This is a genomic window from Nocardioides houyundeii (assembly GCF_002865585.1).
Lineage (GTDB): Bacteria > Actinomycetota > Actinomycetes > Propionibacteriales > Nocardioidaceae > Nocardioides > Nocardioides houyundeii.
The window spans coordinates 2460019-2477486 of the sequence record NZ_CP025581.1; the positions used below are offsets into that span (position 1 = coordinate 2460019).

A 17468-nucleotide genomic window follows, 5' to 3' on the forward strand; every position below is an offset into this window, starting at 1 on the left:
AGGCTCAGCCCGCGGAGGTGGTGCTGGCCACGATCGTGCCCCGTGGGTCGCCCAGATGCACCACGACCTCCGGTCCCGCGAGCTCGGAGAGGGGCGCGCGGTCGGCCGGCGCGAGGTCGGTCGTCTCGGCGCCCAGCACCACCGCGGCCTCCAGGCCGCCGGCCCCGGAGGCGACTGCCATCGCCAGGCACACCTGGAGCGCGCTGAGCTGCAGGGAGGGCAGGTCCACGGTCGCCGCGGCGTAGGTCCGGCCGTCGCTGTCGCGCACCGCCGCGCCCTGGGCCGCGCCCACACGGGCCCGGGTCGCACGGGCCAGCGTCACCAGCTTGGCGTCCTCGGCAGACAGGTCAGACATCGCTCTCCTCCGGGTGCTCGTTCCTGCGCCCATCGGGGGCGTCGTCCTCGTCGGCGGGGTGGGGCGCTCCCGAGGCCAGGCTGATCAGCACCGTGGCCACCTTGTTGCGTCGGCCCGAGGGCCGCTCGGCCTCGAACCGCAGCCCGTGCACCTCGACCGAGGACCCCGGGATCGGCACCTTGCCCAGGTGCTTGGCCATCAGTCCCCCCACGGTGTCGACGTCGTCGTCGATGACGTTGATGCCGAAGAGCTCGTCCAGGTCGTCGACCGGGTAGCGGGCCGAGACCCGGGTGCCGTCCTCGGTGACCACGATCTCGTCCTCCGCCTCGTCGTACTCGTCGGTGATCTCGCCGACGATCTCCTCGAGCACGTCCTCGATCGTCACCAGCCCGGCGACGCCGCCGTACTCGTCGACGACCACGGCGATGTGCTGGCGCGAGGCCTGCATCTCGGCCAGCAGCGCGTCCACCGGCTTCGAGTCCGGCACGTGGTGCACCGGCCGCATCACCTCCTCGATGCGCTGCACGGTCTCCGCCTCGGGGTCCTCGAAGTCGCGCCGCACGATGTCCTTGAGGTAGGCCATGCCGACGATGTCGTCGAGGTTCTCCCCGATCACGGGCACCCGGGAGTATCCGCTGCGCAGGAAGAGCGACATCGTCTGGCGCAGGTTCTTGTGCCGCTCCACGTAGACGATGTCGGGACGCGGCACCATCACCTCGCGGGCGATCGTGTCCCCGAGCTCGAAGACCGAGTGGATCATCTTGCGCTCGCCCTCCTCGATCACCGCGGAGGCCTCGGCCAGGTCGACCAGCTCACGCAGTTCCGTCTCGGTGGAGAACGGGCCTCGGCGGAAGCCCCGACCCGGTGTGATCGCGTTGCCCACCAGGATCAGCAGCTGCGGGACCGGACCCAGGATCCGGGTCACGGCGACCAGCGGCGGGGCCAGCAGCAGGGCCACGTTGGCGTCGTGCTGGCGTCCCAGCGTGCGAGGCGCCACCCCGATGAAGACGAACGAGACCAGGAGCATCACCGCCAGGGACGACCCCAGGGTCCGCCACCAGGCCCCGTCGAAGAGGTCGTGGAGCCACAGGGAGACGATGACGGTGGCGGCGATCTCGAAGAGCAGCCGCAGCATCAGCACCGTGTTGAGGTACCGCGGAGCGTTGTCGAGGATCTGCAGGACCCGGCGGGCACCGCTGCGTCCCTCGACCAACAGCTCCTCGGCACGCGCTCGCGAGAACCCCGCCAGTGCTGCGTCGGCGGCGGAGAAGAGTCCGGCGAACACCACCAGCACGGCAGCGATGGCGGGAGGCCAGACCTCGTTCACTGCGCTGGGGTCTGGGCGCGCCAACGGGCCAGGAGCTGGTCCTGGAGCGCGAACATCGTCTTGTGCTCCTCGGGCTCGGCATGGTCGTAGCCGAGCAGGTGCAGGATCCCGTGCACGGTGAGCAGCTCGAGCTCCGCCTCGGTGCCGTGGCCTGCGGCCTCGCCCTGGCGCCGGGCCACCTCAGGACACAGGACGAGGTCGCCCAGGACGCCCTCCTCGGGCTCCTCGTTGACCAGGCCGGGACGCAGCTCGTCCATCGGGAAGGCGAGCACGTCGGTGGGGCCCTCCTTCTCCATCCACTGCTCGTTGAGCTGCGCGATGGTCTCCTCGTCCACGGCCTTGATGCACAGCTCGGCGAGGGGATGGACCCGCATGGCGTCCATCACGAACCGGCTCAGCCCGGCGAGCGCCTTGACGTCCAGCTCGTGCCCGGACTCGTTGAGGACCTCGATGCTCAACTGTGGTGCTCCCTCGACTTGGCAACCCGACGCTGGGCCTGCTGCACGCCGTTCTCGCTGCGCGCGTCGAACTCGTCGTACGCCGCCACGATCTTGCCGACGAGCCGGTGGCGGACGACGTCGTGGCTGGTGAGCCGGTTGAACGAGACGTCCTCGACGCCCTCCAGGATGCCCTCGACCACCTTGAGCCCGGACTTGGTGCCACCGGGCAGGTCGACCTGGGTGACGTCTCCGGTCACCACGATCTTGGAGCCGAAGCCGAGCCGGGTCAGGAACATCTTCATCTGCTCGGGAGAGGTGTTCTGGGCCTCGTCGAGGATGATGAACGCGTCGTTGAGCGTCCGGCCGCGCATGTAGGCCAGCGGCGCCACCTCGATGGTCCCGGCGGCCAGCAGCTTGGGGATCGTCTCGGGATCGATCATGTCGTGCAGCGCGTCGTAGAGCGGCCGCAGGTAGGGGTCGATCTTCTCGCTCAGCGTGCCGGGCAGGTAGCCCAGCCGCTCCCCCGCCTCCACCGCGGGACGGGTGAGGATGATGCGGGTGGCCTGCTTGCTGGTCAGCGCCTGCACGGCCTTGGCCATCGCCAGATAGGTCTTGCCCGTGCCGGCCGGCCCGATCCCGAACGTGATGGTGTGCTTGTCGATCGAGTCGACGTAGCGCTTCTGGTTCAGCGTCTTGGGGCGGATGGTGCGGCCCCGGTTGGACAGGATGTTGAGCGACAGCACGTCGGCCGGACGCTCGGTGGTCTCCTGCCGCAGCATCGCGATGATCCGCTCCACGGTCTCGGTGGTGATGCCCTGGCCGGTGCGCAGCATCGCCACGATCTCGTCGACGAGGCGCTCGGCCAGCGCGATCTCGCCCGCGTCCCCGTGGAAGGTGATGCGGTTGCCACGCACGTGCACCTCGGCGTCGAAAGAGTCCTCGATCAGCGAGAGGTGCTCGTCACCGGGTCCCAGCAGGCTGACCATGTTGATGCTGGCGGGTACGACAACGGTGTGCTTGGTCGTGAGTGGCGTCTCAGTCATGGATGCCCCGGGCGGGCGGCCTTTCGCGTCGGCAGGTCGAGATGGTCAATCCTACGCCGAGGCCATGACCCGCGCGCAGTCGGTTTACGCCCACCAGGGTCTGCCGCCCCACCAGTCATGGCCGGCTGTACTGGAGCATCCCCAGGCACATCTCGTCGGTGGTGCCCTCGCCCCACACGACGTAGCGGTCGGGCTGTCCCTCGAAGGAGGGCAGCTGGTCCCGCAGCCACTGCACATGGCGACAGCTCACCGTCACCGTGTCCTGGGGTTTCAGGGCCACCGGCTTGATGGGGATGCCGCCCTGCTGGTCGAAGTCCCACACCGGGATGTCCAGGACCGTGCGGGCCCGATCGGTGCCGGCGTTCACCTCGATCTTCAGCTGTCGACCGAGCAGGTGCATGTGCCCGGCGACCCCGTGGATGGTCATGGGCTCCTTGACGGTCCGCTTGCAGGACTGCCACGCGCCGGGATCGATCTCGCCGCAGAGCAGGTGCAGGATGTCCGCGGTGCTGCCCTCCTTCTCACCGAAGCGCTCCTTGACGTCGGCCAGGGCCACGTCGCGGTCGCACAGCTCGCCGTCGGCGTGCTCGGGGCGGCACGGCAGCTCCACCGGAGCCGGGAGCAGCATGGTCGTCAGCGGCGTCATCTTCTTGCTCACCGGCGCCAGGCGCAGCTGGGTGGCGCTCACGTCGGCGCGGGTGCCGGCCAGCAGGTTGTAGTGCACCTGCATGACGATGCGCGAGCCCTTCTCCAGCCGCTTGCCGTAGCCGGGCTTCGTCACCGTCTCCTTGCCTCCGGGGGCCCAGGCCGCCAGCCACGGCGCGTCGTCGATCTGCGCGGACGGGGTGAGACCGGTCCCTCCGAAGCAGGTCCAACCGGGGCCGTCCTCGACACCGTCGAAGATCTCCGCCTTGCGCACCAGGTCCGGTGGCACCTCGAACAGGATCACGTGGTGTACGACGTCCGGGTTCCCGGGCAGCACCTGCGTGCCGGTGAGGTACTTGTCCTCATCCAGACCCGGATCGAGGAGGAAGCACCGGTAGTCGTCGGTGCCGACCCCGGTCGGCGCCGAGGCGGTGTAGGGCTCCTGCATCGCCACCGTCACCCGCTCCTCGCCGGCGCGCAGCTTCTTGCCTCCGACCACCGGTGCGTCGGTGTGCGGGTGCGAGGCGTCCTCGGCCGAGCTCCCCGCCGCCGGCGTGTCGCTCCGCGCGGGCGCTGCCTCGTCGTCGCCGCCACAGGCGGTGAGCAGCGCCAGGGGCAGCACGGCCGACAGCAGTGCGGCACGCACCCGGGGGCTCATCCGGGCGGCCAGTTCATGGGACGCCCACCCAGGACGTGGAGGTGGGTGTGGAACACCGACTGCCCGGCCCCGGCACCGGTGTTGAACACCAGTCGGTAGTCGCCCGCCAGCCCCTCGGACTCCGCAACCTTGTCGGCGACCTCCACCAGCTCGGCCAGTCCCGAGGGGTCGTGGCGGGCGAGCTCCACCGCGTTGGCGTGGTGGCTCCGGGGGACGACCAGCACGTGGGTCGGCGCCTGTGGCATGGTGTCGCGGAAGCAGACGGCGGTGTCGGTGCTGAGCACCACCTCGGCTGGCACGTCACCCCTGACGATGCCGCAGAACAGGCAGTCGGCGGTGTGGCTCGGATCACTCATGGGGGTCACTTTGACACGTCGCCAGCCCGCTGTCTCCCCCCTCTCCGCCCGATGACTGCCGCGGGCCCGGCGTGGCAGGGGCGCCGAGCCCGCGCCTGCTGGCAGATTCGTGGCCATGACCGGACTCCCCCGACGAACGTCCCCGGCCCAGACCCTGGCCCGCCCCCTCAGGCGGACCCTGACGCGGACCCTGGCCGCGACGGCTCTGCTGGCGGCGGCCACCGGATGCGGGGCCCAGCCCGCCGATCCCGAGACCCTGCCCGCCGCGGACAGCGCCTCGTCCCCGACCCAGGATCCGTCGGTCTCCGCCAGCCCGACGCCCGCCCCTGCCGAGACCGTGGAGCCCGAGGCCGAGGGGCCTGCGGCGTCGGTGCCGGCCGAGCGGACCACGGTCGGGGTGTACTTCGTCGGGGACGCACCCTCGGGACCGCGCCTCTTCCGCGAGTTCCGCTCGGTGTCCGCGCAGGACCCGCTGACGGAGGCTGCGGCGCTGCTCACCTCCGGTGACGTGCTGGACCCCGACTACCGCACCTTGTTCCCCCGAGGGTCGTTCGGCTCGGTGCGGGCGAGCGACGGCATGCTGGTCGTCGAGCTCGCCGACGGCGCGTGGGTCCAGCGTCCCCGGGGGATGACCCGGGAGCACGCCGAGCTGGCGGTCCAGCAGCTGCTGCACACGCTGCAGGCCGTGATCCAGGCGCGCGCGCCGATGACGGTGCTGCTCGACGGCGTGCCGAGCACCCTGCTGGGGGTGCCGACCGCCGGTGGGGTGACCAACGCGGACCCGCTGGAGGTGCTGGCCCTGGTCAACGTCACCAGTCCCGAGCAGGGCTCACGGCCGAGCGGGTCGTTGCGCGCCACTGGCGTGGCCAGCTCCCCCGAGGCCAACGTGCCCTGGGAGATCCGCCGGGGCCAGGAGGTGGTGATGACCGGTTTCGCCACCGCGGAGGGCTGGATGGACAAGCTGTATCCCTGGCAGACCGAGGAGATCGACGTCTCCGGCCTGGCGAAGGGCAGCTACACCTTCGTGGCCTCGACCGACGACCCCTCCGACGGCGAGGGCCGCAACGAGGGCGGCGGCCCCACCACGGACTCCAAGGACTTCACCCTGCGGTAGTGGTCCCGGCGCCCCAGCGTGAGGTCCGCGACATGAGCGCACCGAGGGCCACCACGCCCGCGGTGGAGGTGCGCAGCACCTCGGACCCCAGTCGCACCGGCACCACGCCGGCGAACGTCTCGAGCTCCTCGGGAGCGATCCCGCCCTCGGGGCCGACCACCACCACGACGCGACCCTCGACGGGCAGCTCCAGGGCCGCAACGGTGGCCGCTGCGTCCTCGTGGAGCACCACCGCGAGGTCGGCCTCGGCCAGCAGCGCGGCCACCTCCGGGGTGGAGGCGAGCGGATCGACCTCCGGGAACCAGGTTCGCCGCGCCTGCTTGGCGGCCTCCCGAGCTGTGGCGACCCACTTGGCGTGGGACTTCGTTGCCCGCTCACCGCGCCAGACGGCGACGCTGCGGGCGGCGGCCCAGGGCACGATGCGGTCGGCACCGACCTCGGTCAGCACCTCCACCGCGAGCTCCCCGCGCTCTCCCTTGGGCAGCGCCTGGACCACGGTGAACCACGGCCCGGTCCGGGCCACGCTCTGCCGGTCCTCGACCCGCACCGCCAGGGAGCGCTTGCCGGTCGCGGTGACCTCGCCGGTGACCCGGAGCCCGGCCCCGTCGGTGAGGACGAGCCGCTCCCCGGCTCGCAGCCGACGTACGGCGACGGCGTGGTGGGCCTCGTCCCCGGTCACCTCGACGGTGTCGCCGGGTCGGACGTCGACCAGGGTCGGCACCCAGTGGACCGGCAGGGACACGACAACCCTCAGTGCGCGTTGAAGGCGTCGCGGAGCCGCCCGAAGACGGACTTCTGCGAGTCCTTGACGGTGCCCTCGGGGGACTCCTCGCCACGGATCGCGGCCAGCTCGCGCAGCAGCTCCTCCTGGCGGGCGTCCAGCCGACTGGGCGTCTCGACGACCGTGGTGACGATCAGGTCGCCGCGGCCACCGCGCAGCCCCGGGACGCCGAACCCGCGGATCACCTGCTCGGCACCGGACTGAGTGCCGGCCGGCACCTCGAGGTCGAAGGTGGTGCGCAGGTCGGGGTCCTCGGAGGCCAGGTCCGCCTCCAGCAGCGGCAGGGTCAGGCTCGTGCCGAGCGCTGCGGCCGTCATCGGCACCGAGACGGTGCAGTGCAGGTCGTTCCCGTTCCGGATGAAGGTGGCGTGCTCGGCCACCCTGATCTCCACGTAGAGGTCGCCGGCGGGCCCACCACCGGGGCCGACCTCGCCCTGTCCGGCGAGCTGCACCCGCGTGCCGTCGTCGACGCCCGGCGGGATCTTCACGTTGAGGGTGCGGCGCGACCGGACCCGGCCGTCGCCACCGCACTCGCGGCAGGGGTCGGGGATGATCGTGCCGAAGCCGCGGCAGGCCGCGCACGGGCGCAGGGTCCTGATCTCGCCGAGGAACGAGCGCTGCACGTGGGCCACCTCGCCGGCTCCGCGGCAGGTCTCGCAGGGCACCGGTGTACTGCCGGGCGCGGCGCCCGCCCCGTGACACGCGGTGCAGACCACGGCCGTGTCCACCTTGATCTCGCGCGTGACGCCGAAGGCCGCCTCCGCCAGCTCGACCTCGAGGGCGATGAGGGCGTCCTGCCCGCGTCGGGTGCGGGGTCGCGGACCGCGGCCACCGGCCTGGGCGCCGGGTGCGCCGCCGCCGAAGAACGCGTCCATGATGTCGGTGAACGAGAAGCCCGCACCCTGGCTGAACCCGCCGGCGCCGCCAGCCCCGAAGGGGTCGCCGCCGCGGTCGTAGTAGGCGCGCTTCTGGGGGTCCGACAGCACCTCGTAGGCGGCCGAGACCTCCTTGAACTTCTCCTGCGTCTCCGGATCGGGGTTGACGTCCGGGTGCAGCTGCCTGGCCAGCCGGCGGTAGGCCTTCTTGATGGCGTCGCCGTCGGCGTCGCGGGCGACACCGAGCAGCTCGTACAGGTCCTGGCTCACACTTCGTCCTTCTCGTCTGTCATCTGCATGGGGGGCTCAGGCCTCGTCGAGGATGCGCGACACGTAGCGCGCGACAGCCCTGACGGCCGCCATCGTCCCGGGATAGTCCATCCGCGTGGGCCCTACGATGCCCAGGCTCGCGAGCGCGTCGGGGCCGGCACCGTAGCCGGTCGCGACCACGCTGGTCGCCGCCAGCTCGCTGTAGGGACCTTCTGCTCCGATGCGCACCGTGACGGCGCCGCCACTGGTGGCCTCGCCGAGCAGCTTCAGCAGCACCACGTGCTCCTCCAGGGCCTCCAGCAGGGGACGCACGGCGGTCTCGAAGCTGTCGCCGTAGCGCGCCAGGTTGGCCGCACCGCCCACCGCCACCCGCTGGTCGCTGCGGTGGTCCGACATGGCCTCGGCCAGGGCGTCGACGACGGCGGCGACCAGGGGCCGCTCGGGCTCCGCGACCTCGTCGGGCAGGGCGGCCAGCGCGGTTCCGGCATCGGCGATCCGCTGGCCGCCGGCGGCCCCGTTGACCCGGGTGCGCAGCTCCGCGAGCAGCTCGTCGTCCAGCGTCAGCCCCTCGGTGTCCACCAGCCGCTGCTCCACCCGGCCGGTGGACAGGATCAGCACCACGAGCAGCCGGGTGGGCGCCAGCGCGACCACCTCGACGTGGCGGACGGTGCTGCGCGAGAGCGTGGGGTACTGCACCACTGCCACCTGGCGGGTGAGCTGGGACAGCGTCCGTACCGAGCGCTGCACCACGTCGTCCAGGTCGACTGCGCCGTCGAGGAAGCTTGAGATCGCGCGCCGCTCCGCGGCACTCATCGGCTTCACCGTGGTGAGCCGGTCCACGAACAGGCGGTAGCCCTTGTCGGTGGGCACCCGGCCAGCGCTGGTGTGAGGCTGGTGGATGAAGCCCTCGTCCTCCAGTGCCGCCATGTCGTTGCGCACCGTCGCCGGAGACACGCCGAGACCGTGACGTTCCACCAGCGCCTTGGAACCCACCGGCTCCTCGGTCGCCACGTAGTCCTCCACGATGGCACGCAGGACGGCGAGCTTGCGGTCCTCCGACACTGGGTCACTCCTCGTCGAGATGATGGGGTTCGAGCTGATGGGCAGGCAGGGCACGGGACCGGTACGACTGGCACTCCGGGCCCGCGAGTGCCAAGTCTACTAGGCGCGCCACGCGGGACTAGGCTCGCCGCCATGGCTGAGTTCACAGAGGTGGCACACCGCGTGTGGGTGGCACGGTACGCCCAGCACGACGTCAACGTCGTCGTGGTGGCCGGTGCGGACGGCGTGCTGCTGGTCGACACCGGTGAGTCCGAGGCGGTGGGACGCGAGATCGCCCGTGACGTGCGGGGCCTCGGAGCGGGCGAGGTCACCGCGGTGGTCAACACCCACGACCACTTCGACCACGTCGGCGGCAACCCGGCCTTCGCCGGTGTCCCGGTCCATGCCCACGAGTCCGCCGCGGTGGTCGACGTCACCCACCCCTTCTCCTCGGTCCGGGTCCTGGACCTCGGGGGCCGCACGGTCGAGCTGGTGCACCCGGGTCGGGGCCACACGTCCGGCGACACCGTGGTGCGCGTGCCGGACGTCGACGTGCTGCTCGCCGGCGACCTGGTCGAGGAGTCGGCGCCGCCCTCCTACGGTGAGGACTCCTGGCCGTTCGAGTGGCCGCTAGCCCTGGACGTGGTGCTGAGCCTGACCACCTCCGCCTCGGTCGTCGTGCCCGGACACGGAGCCACGGTGGACCGCGACTTCGTGGAGCAGCAGCGGGCCGAGATCGGCATCGTGGCCGAGACCATCCGTGACCTCGCCGGTCGCGGGGTCCCGGTGGTCCAGGCTCTGGGCGCCGGCTCCTGGCCGTTCCCCGCGGAGGCGCTGGGTGAGGCGGTCGCACGTGGCTTCGAGCAGCTGCCACGCAGCCAGAAGCGCCTGCCCCTGGTGTGACTGCCCTGCTCCGACTGCCCGGGTGTGACTGCCCCGGGGCCGCGCTGGGTACTCGCCTGACATGAGCCAGCCCCCCGAGATGCCCGACGCCCCCTCGAGCAGCGGTGACGCCACCGCCGACGACGAGAACGGCACCGCCCCCGAGCAGCCCAACCTGGCCGGGGTCGACGACGACCAGCTGCCGGAGGACCTGCGGCCGGAGGAGAACCCGCTGGCCCGGCCCCTGGACCCGGACGACCCGACCACCCGCAGTCCCGAGGAGCTGGACCTGCTCGGGGACGAGGATCAGGAGCCCGGGCAGTCCTGAGCCGCTCCCCGGCGCGTCGGCGTCGCCCGGGGTGACCGGGTGCCTAGCGTTGGCTGGTGCCTTCCTCCACTGATCGCCCCACTGACCGATACGGCTCCGACGTCCTCGCCACCGACTGGCGCAAGCCCGCACGCGGTCGTGCCACCGAGCACGCCGCGGAGCTGGGTCTGGTGGTGGAGGAGGTGACGACCCAGTGGTGCGGGGAGATCGTGGCGATCGACCGCGACCTGCGCACGCTGACCCTGGAGGACCGGCGCGCCAAGCGGCGCACGTTCCCGATGGGGCCGGGCTTCCTGCTCGAGGGTGCACCGGTCGTGCTGACCCCGCCCGTGCAGGTGGCGACCCCGGCCAAGCCGACCCGGACCGCGTCCGGCTCCGTCGCGGTGCACGGGGTGAAGGCCCGGGTGGCCCGGCAGAGCCGGATCTTCGTGGAGGGCCGGCACGACGCCGAGCTGGTGGAGAAGGTCTGGGGCGACGACCTGCGGATCGAGGGGGTCGTCGTGGAGTTCCTGGGAGGCGTCGACGACCTCGCCGACCACCTGCTCGACTTCAAGCCGGGACCGGACCGTCGGGTGGGGGTGCTGGTGGACCACCTGGTGCCGGGCTCCAAGGAGAGCCGCATCGCCCAGGGCATCATGCGCTCGCAGGTGGGCAAGCACGTGCTGATCGTGGGCCACCCGTTCATCGACATCTGGCAGGCGGTGAAGCCCAGCAGGCTCGGCTTCTCGCGCTGGCCCGACGTTCCCCGGTCGATCGACTGGAAGAAGGGCACCTGCCAGCAGCTCGGATGGCCGCACCGCGACCAGGCGGACATCGCCCGGGCCTGGAAGCACGTCCTCGGCGCCGTACGCGGCTTCCAGGACCTCGACCCCTCGCTGCTCGGCCGGGTCGAGGAGCTCATCGACTTCGTCACCGCGCCCTGAGGGGCGGCTGGTCCTGGTCAGTCGGGCAGCAGCTCGCGCACGACGCCGTCAGCCAGCAGCCTGCCCTCACGGGTGAGCACCAACCGCTCCCCCTCCAGGACCGCCAGGCCCCGGTCCAGCACGGTCGGGATCCTGGCACGGCCCGCCGGATCGAGCACTGCGCGGTCCAGTCCCTCGCGCAGCCTCAGCTCCAGCAGGACCCGTTCGGTGTGGCGGTCCTCGGCGGTCAGCACCTCCCGGCCCTGCCCCGGGCTGCTGCCCTGGGCCAGCCGCTGACCGTAGGCCGCGGGGTGCTTGACGTTCCACCACCGGACTCCGCCGACGTGGGAGTGCGCGCCGGGACCGACGCCCCACCAGTCCCCGCCGGTCCAGTACAGCCAGTTGTGCCGGCAGCGGCTGCGCTCGCGCCGCGCCCAGTTGGAGACCTCGTACCAGTCGAACCCGGCCGCGGAGAGTCGCTCGTCGGCAAGCAGGTACTTGTCGGCCAGGTCGTCGTCGTCGGGCATCGGCAGCTCGCCGCGACGGACCCGTCGCGCCAGCGCGGTCCCCTGCTCGACGATGAGGGAGTACGCCGAGACGTGGTCGGGGTCGCTGGCCAGTGCCGCCTCCAGCGAGGTCGCCCAGTCCGCCATCGACTCCCCCGGCGTGCCGTAGATGAGGTCGAGGCTGAGCTCCTCGAAGCCTGCCGCACGCGCCCACTGCACCGCCAGCGGCACTCGCAGCGGGTCGTGCGTCCGGTCCAGCGTCGCCAGCACCGCGGGCACGGCCGACTGCATGCCGAACGAGAGCCGGGTGAACCCCGACTCGCGCAGCAGCGCCAGGTCCGCTGCGCTCACGCTGTCGGGGTTGGCCTCGGTCGTCACCTCGGCGTCGTCGGCCAGGCCGAACTCCGAGCGCACGGCGGCGAGGATCCGGCCCAGGTCGCCCGGCGGCAGCAGCGTGGGGGTCCCTCCGCCGAAGAACACGGTGGAGACCGGCCGGTCGACGGACCCGAGGACCCGGCGGGCCAGCCGTAGCTCGGCGATGGCCGCATCGGCGTAGGAGGAGACCGATGCGCCGGTCACGTCACCGAGCTCGGTGGCGGTGTAGGTGTTGAAGTCGCAGTAGCCGCAGCGAACCCGGCAGAACGGAACATGCACGTAAAGGCCGAAGGGCCGGTCGGCGGCACCGAGCAGGGCTGCCTCCGGGAGGGCGCCGTCGGCGGGGACCGGCTCGGCGGAGAGTTGGACGGATGGCACGCCTCCATCCCACCACGGCGTGGGAAAGAGGGCCCAATGGCGACATGACGAACGGGTGCCGGCAGCTCAGCCGGCACCCGTCGTCACAGGTGGTGAAGGGTGCTGGGTCAGGCGTACATCTTGTCGATGACGTCGGTGTAGTTCTTCTGCACCACGTTCCGCTTGACCTTCATCGAGGGAGTCAGCTCACCGGACTCCACGGTGAGGTCGTGGTCGAGGAGCTCCCACTTCTTCACGGTCTCCCAGCGGTTGAGCTGGCCGTTCATCTCCTCGACGTAGTCGTGGACCATCGACTTGACCTTGTCGCTGCGCACGATGTCGGTGTACGACGACCCGGCCATCCCGTTCTCCTCCGCCCAGACGGCCATGGCGTCCGGGTCGAGGGTGACCAGCGCCACGCAGTACGGCCGCTCGTCGCCGAAGACCATGAACTGGCTCGCGTAGGGGCAGACGGCCTTGAACTTGGACTCGATGGCCGGCGGGGCGACGTACTTGCCGTTGGAGGTCTTGAAGAGCTCCTTGATCCGACCGGTGATGGTCAGGAAGCCGTTCTCGTCCAGCGACCCCTTGTCGCCGGTGTGCAGCCACCCGTCGGGGGTCAGCGCCTTGGCGGTCTCCTCGGGCAGGTTGTGGTAGCCGTCCATGACACCCGGACCCTTGATCAGGACCTCGTCGCCGTCTCCGAGCTTGACCTCGGAGCCGGGGAACACGGTGCCGACGGTGCCGAACTTGAAGTCGTCGGGGTGCCCGACGAAGGAGCCGGCGGAGGACTCGGTCAGACCGTAGCCCTCGAGAATCGTGATGCCCGCGGCGTGGAACCACTCCGCGATGTCCTGGTTGAGCGCTGCCGCCCCGGAGATGAAGAACCGGACGCGACCGCCGAAACGGGCCCGGATCTTGGAGAACACGAGCTTGTCCAGGACCCCGTGCTGGAGGTTGAGGCCGAATGGGATCGACTCGCCGTCCCGCTTGAGCTCCTCGACCTTCAGCCCGACCTCGAAGGCCTTGAGGAAGAGCTTCTCCTTGATGCCGCCCTCGGCGGCCTGCATCGTGATGATCTTGCCGTGCGCCTTCTCGAAGATGCGGGGAGCGGCACCCATGAAGGTGGGCTTGACGATGGAGAGGTTCTCCACGATCTTGTCCACCCGCCCGTCGATCGCGGTGGGGAACCCACAGGCGAGCTGCGTGGAGAGCAGCACCTTGCCGAAGGAGTGGGCCATCGGGAGCCACAGGAACTGCAGGTCGTCCTCGCTGAGGATGTCCTGGGAGTAGATGGCCGCACCCTCGTAGACCCACGACTCGTGGCGCAGCCGGACGCCCTTGGGGCGGCCCGTGGTCCCGGAGGTGTAGATCAGGGTCGCGAGCTGGTCGGGACGGATCCCGGCTGCCTTCTCGGCGATGATGCCGGGGTTGGCGGCCAGGTACTGCTCGCCGAGCTCGGCGAGGTCCTCCAGTCCGATGATCCAGTCCCCGTCGCTCCGACCGTCGAAGGTCACGACCTTGTTGACGTAGGGCAGCTCGGACTTGCGGTTGACCAGCTTGGCGATCTGCTCGTCGTCCTCGGCGAACACGACACGGCTCTCGGAGTCGCTGAGGATGTAGGCGGTGTCATCCTCGTTGGTGCTCGGGTAGACCGTCGTGGTCGCGCCGGCGGCACACATGATCGCCAGGTCGGCCAGGATCCACTCGTAGCGCGTACCGGAGGCGATGCCCACCCGCATCTCGGGCTGCAGCCCCAGGGCCAGCAGGCCCCCTGCCAGCTTGTCGACGACCTCGCCGGCCTGCGCCCAGGTGACCGACTCCCAGCTCTCGGACTTGGTGGGGTAGCGGAACGCCTCGCGCTCGGGCGACTTGGCCACGCGGTCGTGGAACTGGACGGCCACGTTGGGGAGCAGATTCGCCATGAAGCTGCTGTCGTGGTTGATGGGCATGCGACTCCCTGTACTTGCGGTTAGTGGCGCATCTAACGCCGCCCGGTCTGCTTGGAAGTAACCTAGATCACTGTCCAACTGGCCGGTAGCAATTCACCGCTTTGCACCGTGATTCGAGACGCCTCCCCCGGACGGCCCTCAGCCGGTCCGCAGGCGCGCGCCGGTCCGTCTCAGCGCACCCCGGCCATCAACCGCTGGATCGGGGTCTTGGCGACCAGCACGAGCAGCCCGACCGCCACCGAGACCGCGCCGATGATGAGGAAGAAGCCGGTCTCGTCGTCGGGGTGGTAGTAGCCGGCCAGCTTGCCCGAGACCGCGGAGCCCAGGGCGACGGAGAGGAAGAACAGGGCCACCATCTGGGTGTGGTACTTGGCCGGAGCCAGCTTCGTGGAGACCGAGAGCCCCACCGGGGAGATGAGGAGCTCGGCGATGGTGAAGAGCAGCAGGATCGCGGTCAGCCCCACCAGGGGCACCGAGTTCTCGCCCGCCGGCATGAGCAGGAAGGCCAGGAAGGCCAGCCCCATGACCACGGCGGCGAGACCGAACTTGGCCGGCGTCCGCGGCGCACGGTCGCCCAGCCGGGTCCACAGGGCCGCGAAGACGCCGGCGAACACGATGATGAAGACGGGATTGATCGACTGGACCCAGGAGATCGGCATCTCCCAGCCGAACAGGTCACGGTTGAGCCTGTCGTCGGCGTAGATGGTGACCACGGTGAACTGCTGCTGGTAGAGCGACCAGAAGACCGCGCTGCAGACGAAGAGCGGGATCATCGCCAGCACTCGACTCCGCTCCTGGCCGACGACCGCACGGTCGGCGAGCATCAGGGCGAACAGCCCGACGGACGCCAGCACGCTGACCCAGATGACGATGTCGGCGAGCCGGCCCGCGGTGATCACCCCGACGAGGACCAGGACGACGATCAGGGCCAGCACCGCCACCGCGCCCACGCCGTACCGGGGCAGGGCGCCCGCGGGCAGCGGGTCGGGGACGTGATGGGTCTCCTCCGGCAGCCGGCTGCGCCCGCGGGCGTACTGCGCCAGGCCGAACGCCATGCCGATCGCGGCCAGACCGAAGCCGAAGTGGAAGCCCCACTCCTTCTGGAGCACTCCGGTGAGCAGGGGGCCGACGAGGGCACCGATGTTGATCCCCATGTAGAAGATCGAGAAGCCGGCGTCCCGGCGGTCGTCGTGCTCGCCGTAGAGGGACCCCACGAGCGAGGTCGCGTTCGCCTTGACCCCGCCGCTGCCGAGGGCGACCAGCACCAGTCCGACCCCCACCCCCGCGAGGCCAGGAAGGACGGCGAGCGCCACGTGGCCGATCATCACCAGGACGGCTGAGTAGAACAGCGTGCGCTCGGGCCCGAGGACCCGGTCGGCGAACCAGGCGCCCAGGATGGTGCTCAGGTAGACCGATCCGCCGTAGGCCCCCACGATCCCGGCCGCGACCGCCCGGTCCATCCCCAGGCCACCGTCGGAGACGCTGAAGTACAGGTAGATCAGCAGGATCCCCTGCATGCCGTAGAAGCTGAACCGCTCCCACAGCTCGACCCCGAACAAGTTGGCCAGGACCGGCGGTTGGCCGAAGAAGGACCGGTCGGTGGGTTGCGGTGTGCTTTCGGTGTGCGAGCTTCTCACCCTTCGAACGTACCCCTGGCCCGAGCACCCGCATCCTTCGCCCTTCAGCGGGCGAGGCGCGGTGTGATCTTCCTCCTGAGGTCCTCGGCGAGGTCGTCGACCGCCAGCAGCTCCGGCAGCAGTGCTCGCTCGGTGGTGAGCGCACGGAAGGCCAGCTGCATCGTCACGCCGTGGTCCGGTCGGTGCACCACCTCCAGCTCGTCGCCGCGCTCGACCGCCCCCTCCTCCAGCACCCGCAGGTAGGCGCCGGGGCGCCCGTGGGCGGTGAACCGCTTGATCCACGCGGTGTCGTCGTAGCCGCGCAGACCCATCCAGTTGGCGAAGACCCGGCAGGCGGTCCGCACCGTGGCCACCTCCACCAGGGCGGCGCCCACCCGCCACCGCTCCCCCAGGAGGGCGGCGCCCAGGTCGATCCCGGAGGTGGTCAGGTTCTCGCCGAACTGCCCGTCCGGCACTGGGCGACCCAGGGCCGTCTGCCAGTGGTCCAGGTCCTCGCGAGCGAACGCGTAGACCGCCCTGTCGGGTCCCCCGTGGAACTTCAGGTCGCACACCGAGTCCCCGTCCAGGCCCGTACGGCGAACCATCACCGGTCCGTGGACCGGCCGCTTCCGGATGGCGGTACGCCCCACCCGCCCGGTCCACGGCCCGGTCTCGGGCCGCCCCACGTTGACGGCCAGCACCTGCGCGCCCACCGGCGTCCCCTCTCAGTCCTGCACGGCCTTGGCGACCGCCACACAGATGGTGAGGAAGCGCCGAGTCTCCGCCCACGCCAGGTCCCGATCGTCGGACAGGCACCACATGGCATTGTGCAGCATCCGGACCACCACCCAGTCCCGAGCGCGCTCCTCGTCGAGGGCGGCTGCGTCGACCACGGCGTGGAAGCGGCGTCGGACGCCGGCCCGGACGTCTCCGGCGAGCTCGTCCCAGCGGTTCCACAGCAACGGAGCCACCTCGTAGTGCGGGTCCCCGCCCAACGGCTTGGGATCGATCGCCAGCCAGGGCTCCCGGACCCCGGCGAGCACGTTGTCGTAGTGCAGGTCGGTGTGGAGCAACCGGGGCGCCGAGGTGTCGGCGCCCAGGTCCCGCCCCAGCGACACCGCCTGGTCGACGAGCCGCCGAGGCAGCGGCGCCCCTGCGGCCAGCTCGCCCAGGGAGGCGGTCCACCTCTCCAGGCAGGAGGTGAGCAGGCGCACCTGCGCGGGGGCGGGTCGGTGCAGGCGGCGGTAGAGATCGCCGACGATCTCGCAGGCCTGCACGTCCCACACGTCGGCGAGGCTCTCGGGCGCCAACCGCTCCAGCAGCATCACCCGACGGGCCGGGTCTGCCCGTAGCAGTCGGACCGCACCGTCGCCGGCCCAGCGCTGCAGCGCGAGCGCCTCGTGCTCGGACTCCTCGTCGGGGAGCGCGAGCTTGAGCACGCCCCCGTTGCCCTCACGGTCCGTGACGGGAAGCACCAGGGAGCAGTGGCCGTGCATGGCTGCACCGTCCAGCGCCAGCTGCCACTCCCCGAGCATCTCGCGGGCCAGGGCGGGGAGGCGGTCCAGCCAGGAGACCCACGGCTCACCGAGCACGCGACGGGCCTCCAGCCCGTCGGGCACCCGCACCGCCGTGTGCTCCGGCACGG

18 protein-coding genes are annotated in these 17468 nt (G+C 71.1%); 4 read left to right on the top strand and 14 right to left on the bottom strand.

The window, feature by feature from the left end:
- Window positions 1-4: 4 nt before the first annotated feature.
- The 6 genes from C0R66_RS11785 to C0R66_RS11810 all read right to left on the bottom strand — a co-directional run bounded on the left by C0R66_RS11785 (window position 5) and on the right by C0R66_RS11810 (window position 4824).
- On the bottom strand, window positions 5-355 hold the full coding sequence (locus tag C0R66_RS11785; RefSeq protein WP_101524851.1) for a cytidine deaminase: 351 nt from the start codon (window positions 353-355) through the stop codon (window positions 5-7).
- Window positions 348-1682 (bottom strand): hemolysin family protein, encoded by a 1335-nt coding sequence (locus C0R66_RS11790; RefSeq protein ID WP_101524852.1) that lies wholly within the window; start codon window positions 1680-1682, stop codon window positions 348-350. Before C0R66_RS11790 ends, C0R66_RS11785 begins: the two co-directional genes overlap by 8 nt.
- Window positions 1679-2140: an rRNA maturation RNase YbeY gene (ybeY, locus tag C0R66_RS11795; protein ID WP_101524853.1), complete on the bottom strand. Its 462-nt coding sequence runs from the start codon at window positions 2138-2140 to the stop codon at window positions 1679-1681. Before ybeY ends, C0R66_RS11790 begins: the two co-directional genes overlap by 4 nt.
- A complete protein-coding gene (locus tag C0R66_RS11800; protein ID WP_101524854.1) occupies window positions 2137-3165 on the bottom strand; it encodes a PhoH family protein in 1029 nt (342 codons plus the stop codon). The genes ybeY and C0R66_RS11800 overlap by 4 nt, the downstream gene beginning before the upstream one ends.
- Window positions 3166-3280: 115 nt before the next feature.
- On the bottom strand, window positions 3281-4456 hold the full coding sequence (locus tag C0R66_RS11805) for a hypothetical protein (RefSeq protein WP_240311511.1): 1176 nt from the start codon (window positions 4454-4456) through the stop codon (window positions 3281-3283).
- Window positions 4457-4464: 8 nt separating this feature from the next.
- Window positions 4465-4824, bottom strand: a complete 360-nt coding sequence (locus C0R66_RS11810; RefSeq protein ID WP_101524856.1) for a histidine triad nucleotide-binding protein — start codon at window positions 4822-4824, stop codon at window positions 4465-4467.
- A gap of 115 nt (window positions 4825-4939) precedes the next feature.
- Between C0R66_RS11810 and C0R66_RS11815 the strand changes: the two genes are divergently transcribed.
- Window positions 4940-5938: a Gmad2 immunoglobulin-like domain-containing protein gene (locus C0R66_RS11815; RefSeq protein ID WP_101524857.1), complete on the top strand. Its 999-nt coding sequence runs from the start codon at window positions 4940-4942 to the stop codon at window positions 5936-5938.
- Here the strand turns inward: C0R66_RS11815 and C0R66_RS11820 are convergent.
- The 3 genes from C0R66_RS11820 to hrcA are packed head-to-tail and all read right to left on the bottom strand — an operon-like array spanning window position 5925 to window position 8926.
- The gene (locus C0R66_RS11820) at window positions 5925-6680 is read right to left on the bottom strand and encodes a 16S rRNA (uracil(1498)-N(3))-methyltransferase (protein WP_101524858.1); all 756 of its coding nucleotides are present in this window, start codon (window positions 6678-6680) and stop codon (window positions 5925-5927) included. The two genes, C0R66_RS11815 and C0R66_RS11820, sit on opposite strands and share 14 nt — an antisense overlap.
- 8 nt (window positions 6681-6688) lie before the next feature.
- Window positions 6689-7864 (bottom strand): molecular chaperone DnaJ, encoded by a 1176-nt coding sequence (gene dnaJ, locus C0R66_RS11825; RefSeq protein ID WP_101524859.1) that lies wholly within the window; start codon window positions 7862-7864, stop codon window positions 6689-6691.
- A 36-nt stretch (window positions 7865-7900) separates the two neighbouring features.
- Window positions 7901-8926 (bottom strand): heat-inducible transcriptional repressor HrcA, encoded by a 1026-nt coding sequence (gene hrcA / locus C0R66_RS11830; RefSeq protein ID WP_101524860.1) that lies wholly within the window; start codon window positions 8924-8926, stop codon window positions 7901-7903.
- Window positions 8927-9058: 132 nt separating this feature from the next.
- On the opposite strand from hrcA, the gene C0R66_RS11835 reads away from it, so the two are divergent.
- The 3 genes from C0R66_RS11835 to C0R66_RS11845 all read left to right on the top strand — a co-directional run bounded on the left by C0R66_RS11835 (window position 9059) and on the right by C0R66_RS11845 (window position 11038).
- Complete coding sequence (locus C0R66_RS11835; protein ID WP_101524861.1) at window positions 9059-9808, top strand: MBL fold metallo-hydrolase; 750 nt, start codon at window positions 9059-9061, stop codon at window positions 9806-9808.
- Between the two features lie 61 nt (window positions 9809-9869).
- Window positions 9870-10115: a hypothetical protein gene (locus tag C0R66_RS11840; protein WP_158648021.1), complete on the top strand. Its 246-nt coding sequence runs from the start codon at window positions 9870-9872 to the stop codon at window positions 10113-10115.
- Window positions 10116-10171: 56 nt separating this feature from the next.
- Window positions 10172-11038 carry a DUF3097 domain-containing protein gene (locus C0R66_RS11845; RefSeq protein WP_101524863.1) on the top strand — a complete coding sequence of 289 codons (867 nt, stop codon included), beginning with the start codon at window positions 10172-10174 and terminating at the stop codon, window positions 11036-11038.
- A 17-nt stretch (window positions 11039-11055) separates the two neighbouring features.
- Here C0R66_RS11845 and hemW read toward each other — a convergent pair whose 3' ends face one another.
- From hemW to C0R66_RS11870, 5 genes are all read right to left on the bottom strand, one after another.
- Entirely contained in the window at window positions 11056-12276 is a 1221-nt protein-coding gene (gene hemW, locus C0R66_RS11850; RefSeq protein ID WP_101524864.1) for a radical SAM family heme chaperone HemW, read from the bottom strand.
- Between the two features lie 107 nt (window positions 12277-12383).
- Entirely contained in the window at window positions 12384-14207 is a 1824-nt protein-coding gene (locus C0R66_RS11855; RefSeq protein ID WP_199286656.1) for an AMP-dependent synthetase/ligase, read from the bottom strand.
- 170 nt (window positions 14208-14377) lie between these two features.
- Window positions 14378-15844 carry a peptide MFS transporter gene (locus C0R66_RS11860; protein ID WP_101524865.1) on the bottom strand — a complete coding sequence of 489 codons (1467 nt, stop codon included), beginning with the start codon at window positions 15842-15844 and terminating at the stop codon, window positions 14378-14380.
- A gap of 44 nt (window positions 15845-15888) precedes the next feature.
- A complete protein-coding gene (locus C0R66_RS11865) occupies window positions 15889-16536 on the bottom strand; it encodes an MOSC domain-containing protein (protein WP_199286657.1) in 648 nt (215 codons plus the stop codon).
- A 12-nt stretch (window positions 16537-16548) separates the two neighbouring features.
- Window positions 16549-17466: an aminoglycoside phosphotransferase family protein gene (locus tag C0R66_RS11870; protein WP_240311512.1), complete on the bottom strand. Its 918-nt coding sequence runs from the start codon at window positions 17464-17466 to the stop codon at window positions 16549-16551.
- Window positions 17467-17468: the final 2 nt, after the last annotated feature.

Bases quoted from the DNA above. Each gene is read 5' to 3' on its own strand.
- C0R66_RS11835 (WP_101524861.1), top strand. From the start codon at position 9,059: ATGGCTGAGTTCACAGAGGTGGCACACCGCGTGTGGGTGGCACGGTAC.
- C0R66_RS11810 (WP_101524856.1), bottom strand. From the start codon at position 4,824: ATGAGTGATCCGAGCCACACCGCCGACTGCCTGTTCTGCGGCATCGTC.
- C0R66_RS11815 (WP_101524857.1), top strand. From the start codon at position 4,940: ATGACCGGACTCCCCCGACGAACGTCCCCGGCCCAGACCCTGGCCCGC.
- C0R66_RS11785 (WP_101524851.1), bottom strand. From the start codon at position 355: ATGTCTGACCTGTCTGCCGAGGACGCCAAGCTGGTGACGCTGGCCCGT.
- C0R66_RS11855 (WP_199286656.1), bottom strand. From the start codon at position 14,207: ATGCCCATCAACCACGACAGCAGCTTCATGGCGAATCTGCTCCCCAAC.
- C0R66_RS11800 (WP_101524854.1), bottom strand. From the start codon at position 3,165: ATGACTGAGACGCCACTCACGACCAAGCACACCGTTGTCGTACCCGCC.
- C0R66_RS11840 (WP_158648021.1), top strand. From the start codon at position 9,870: ATGAGCCAGCCCCCCGAGATGCCCGACGCCCCCTCGAGCAGCGGTGAC.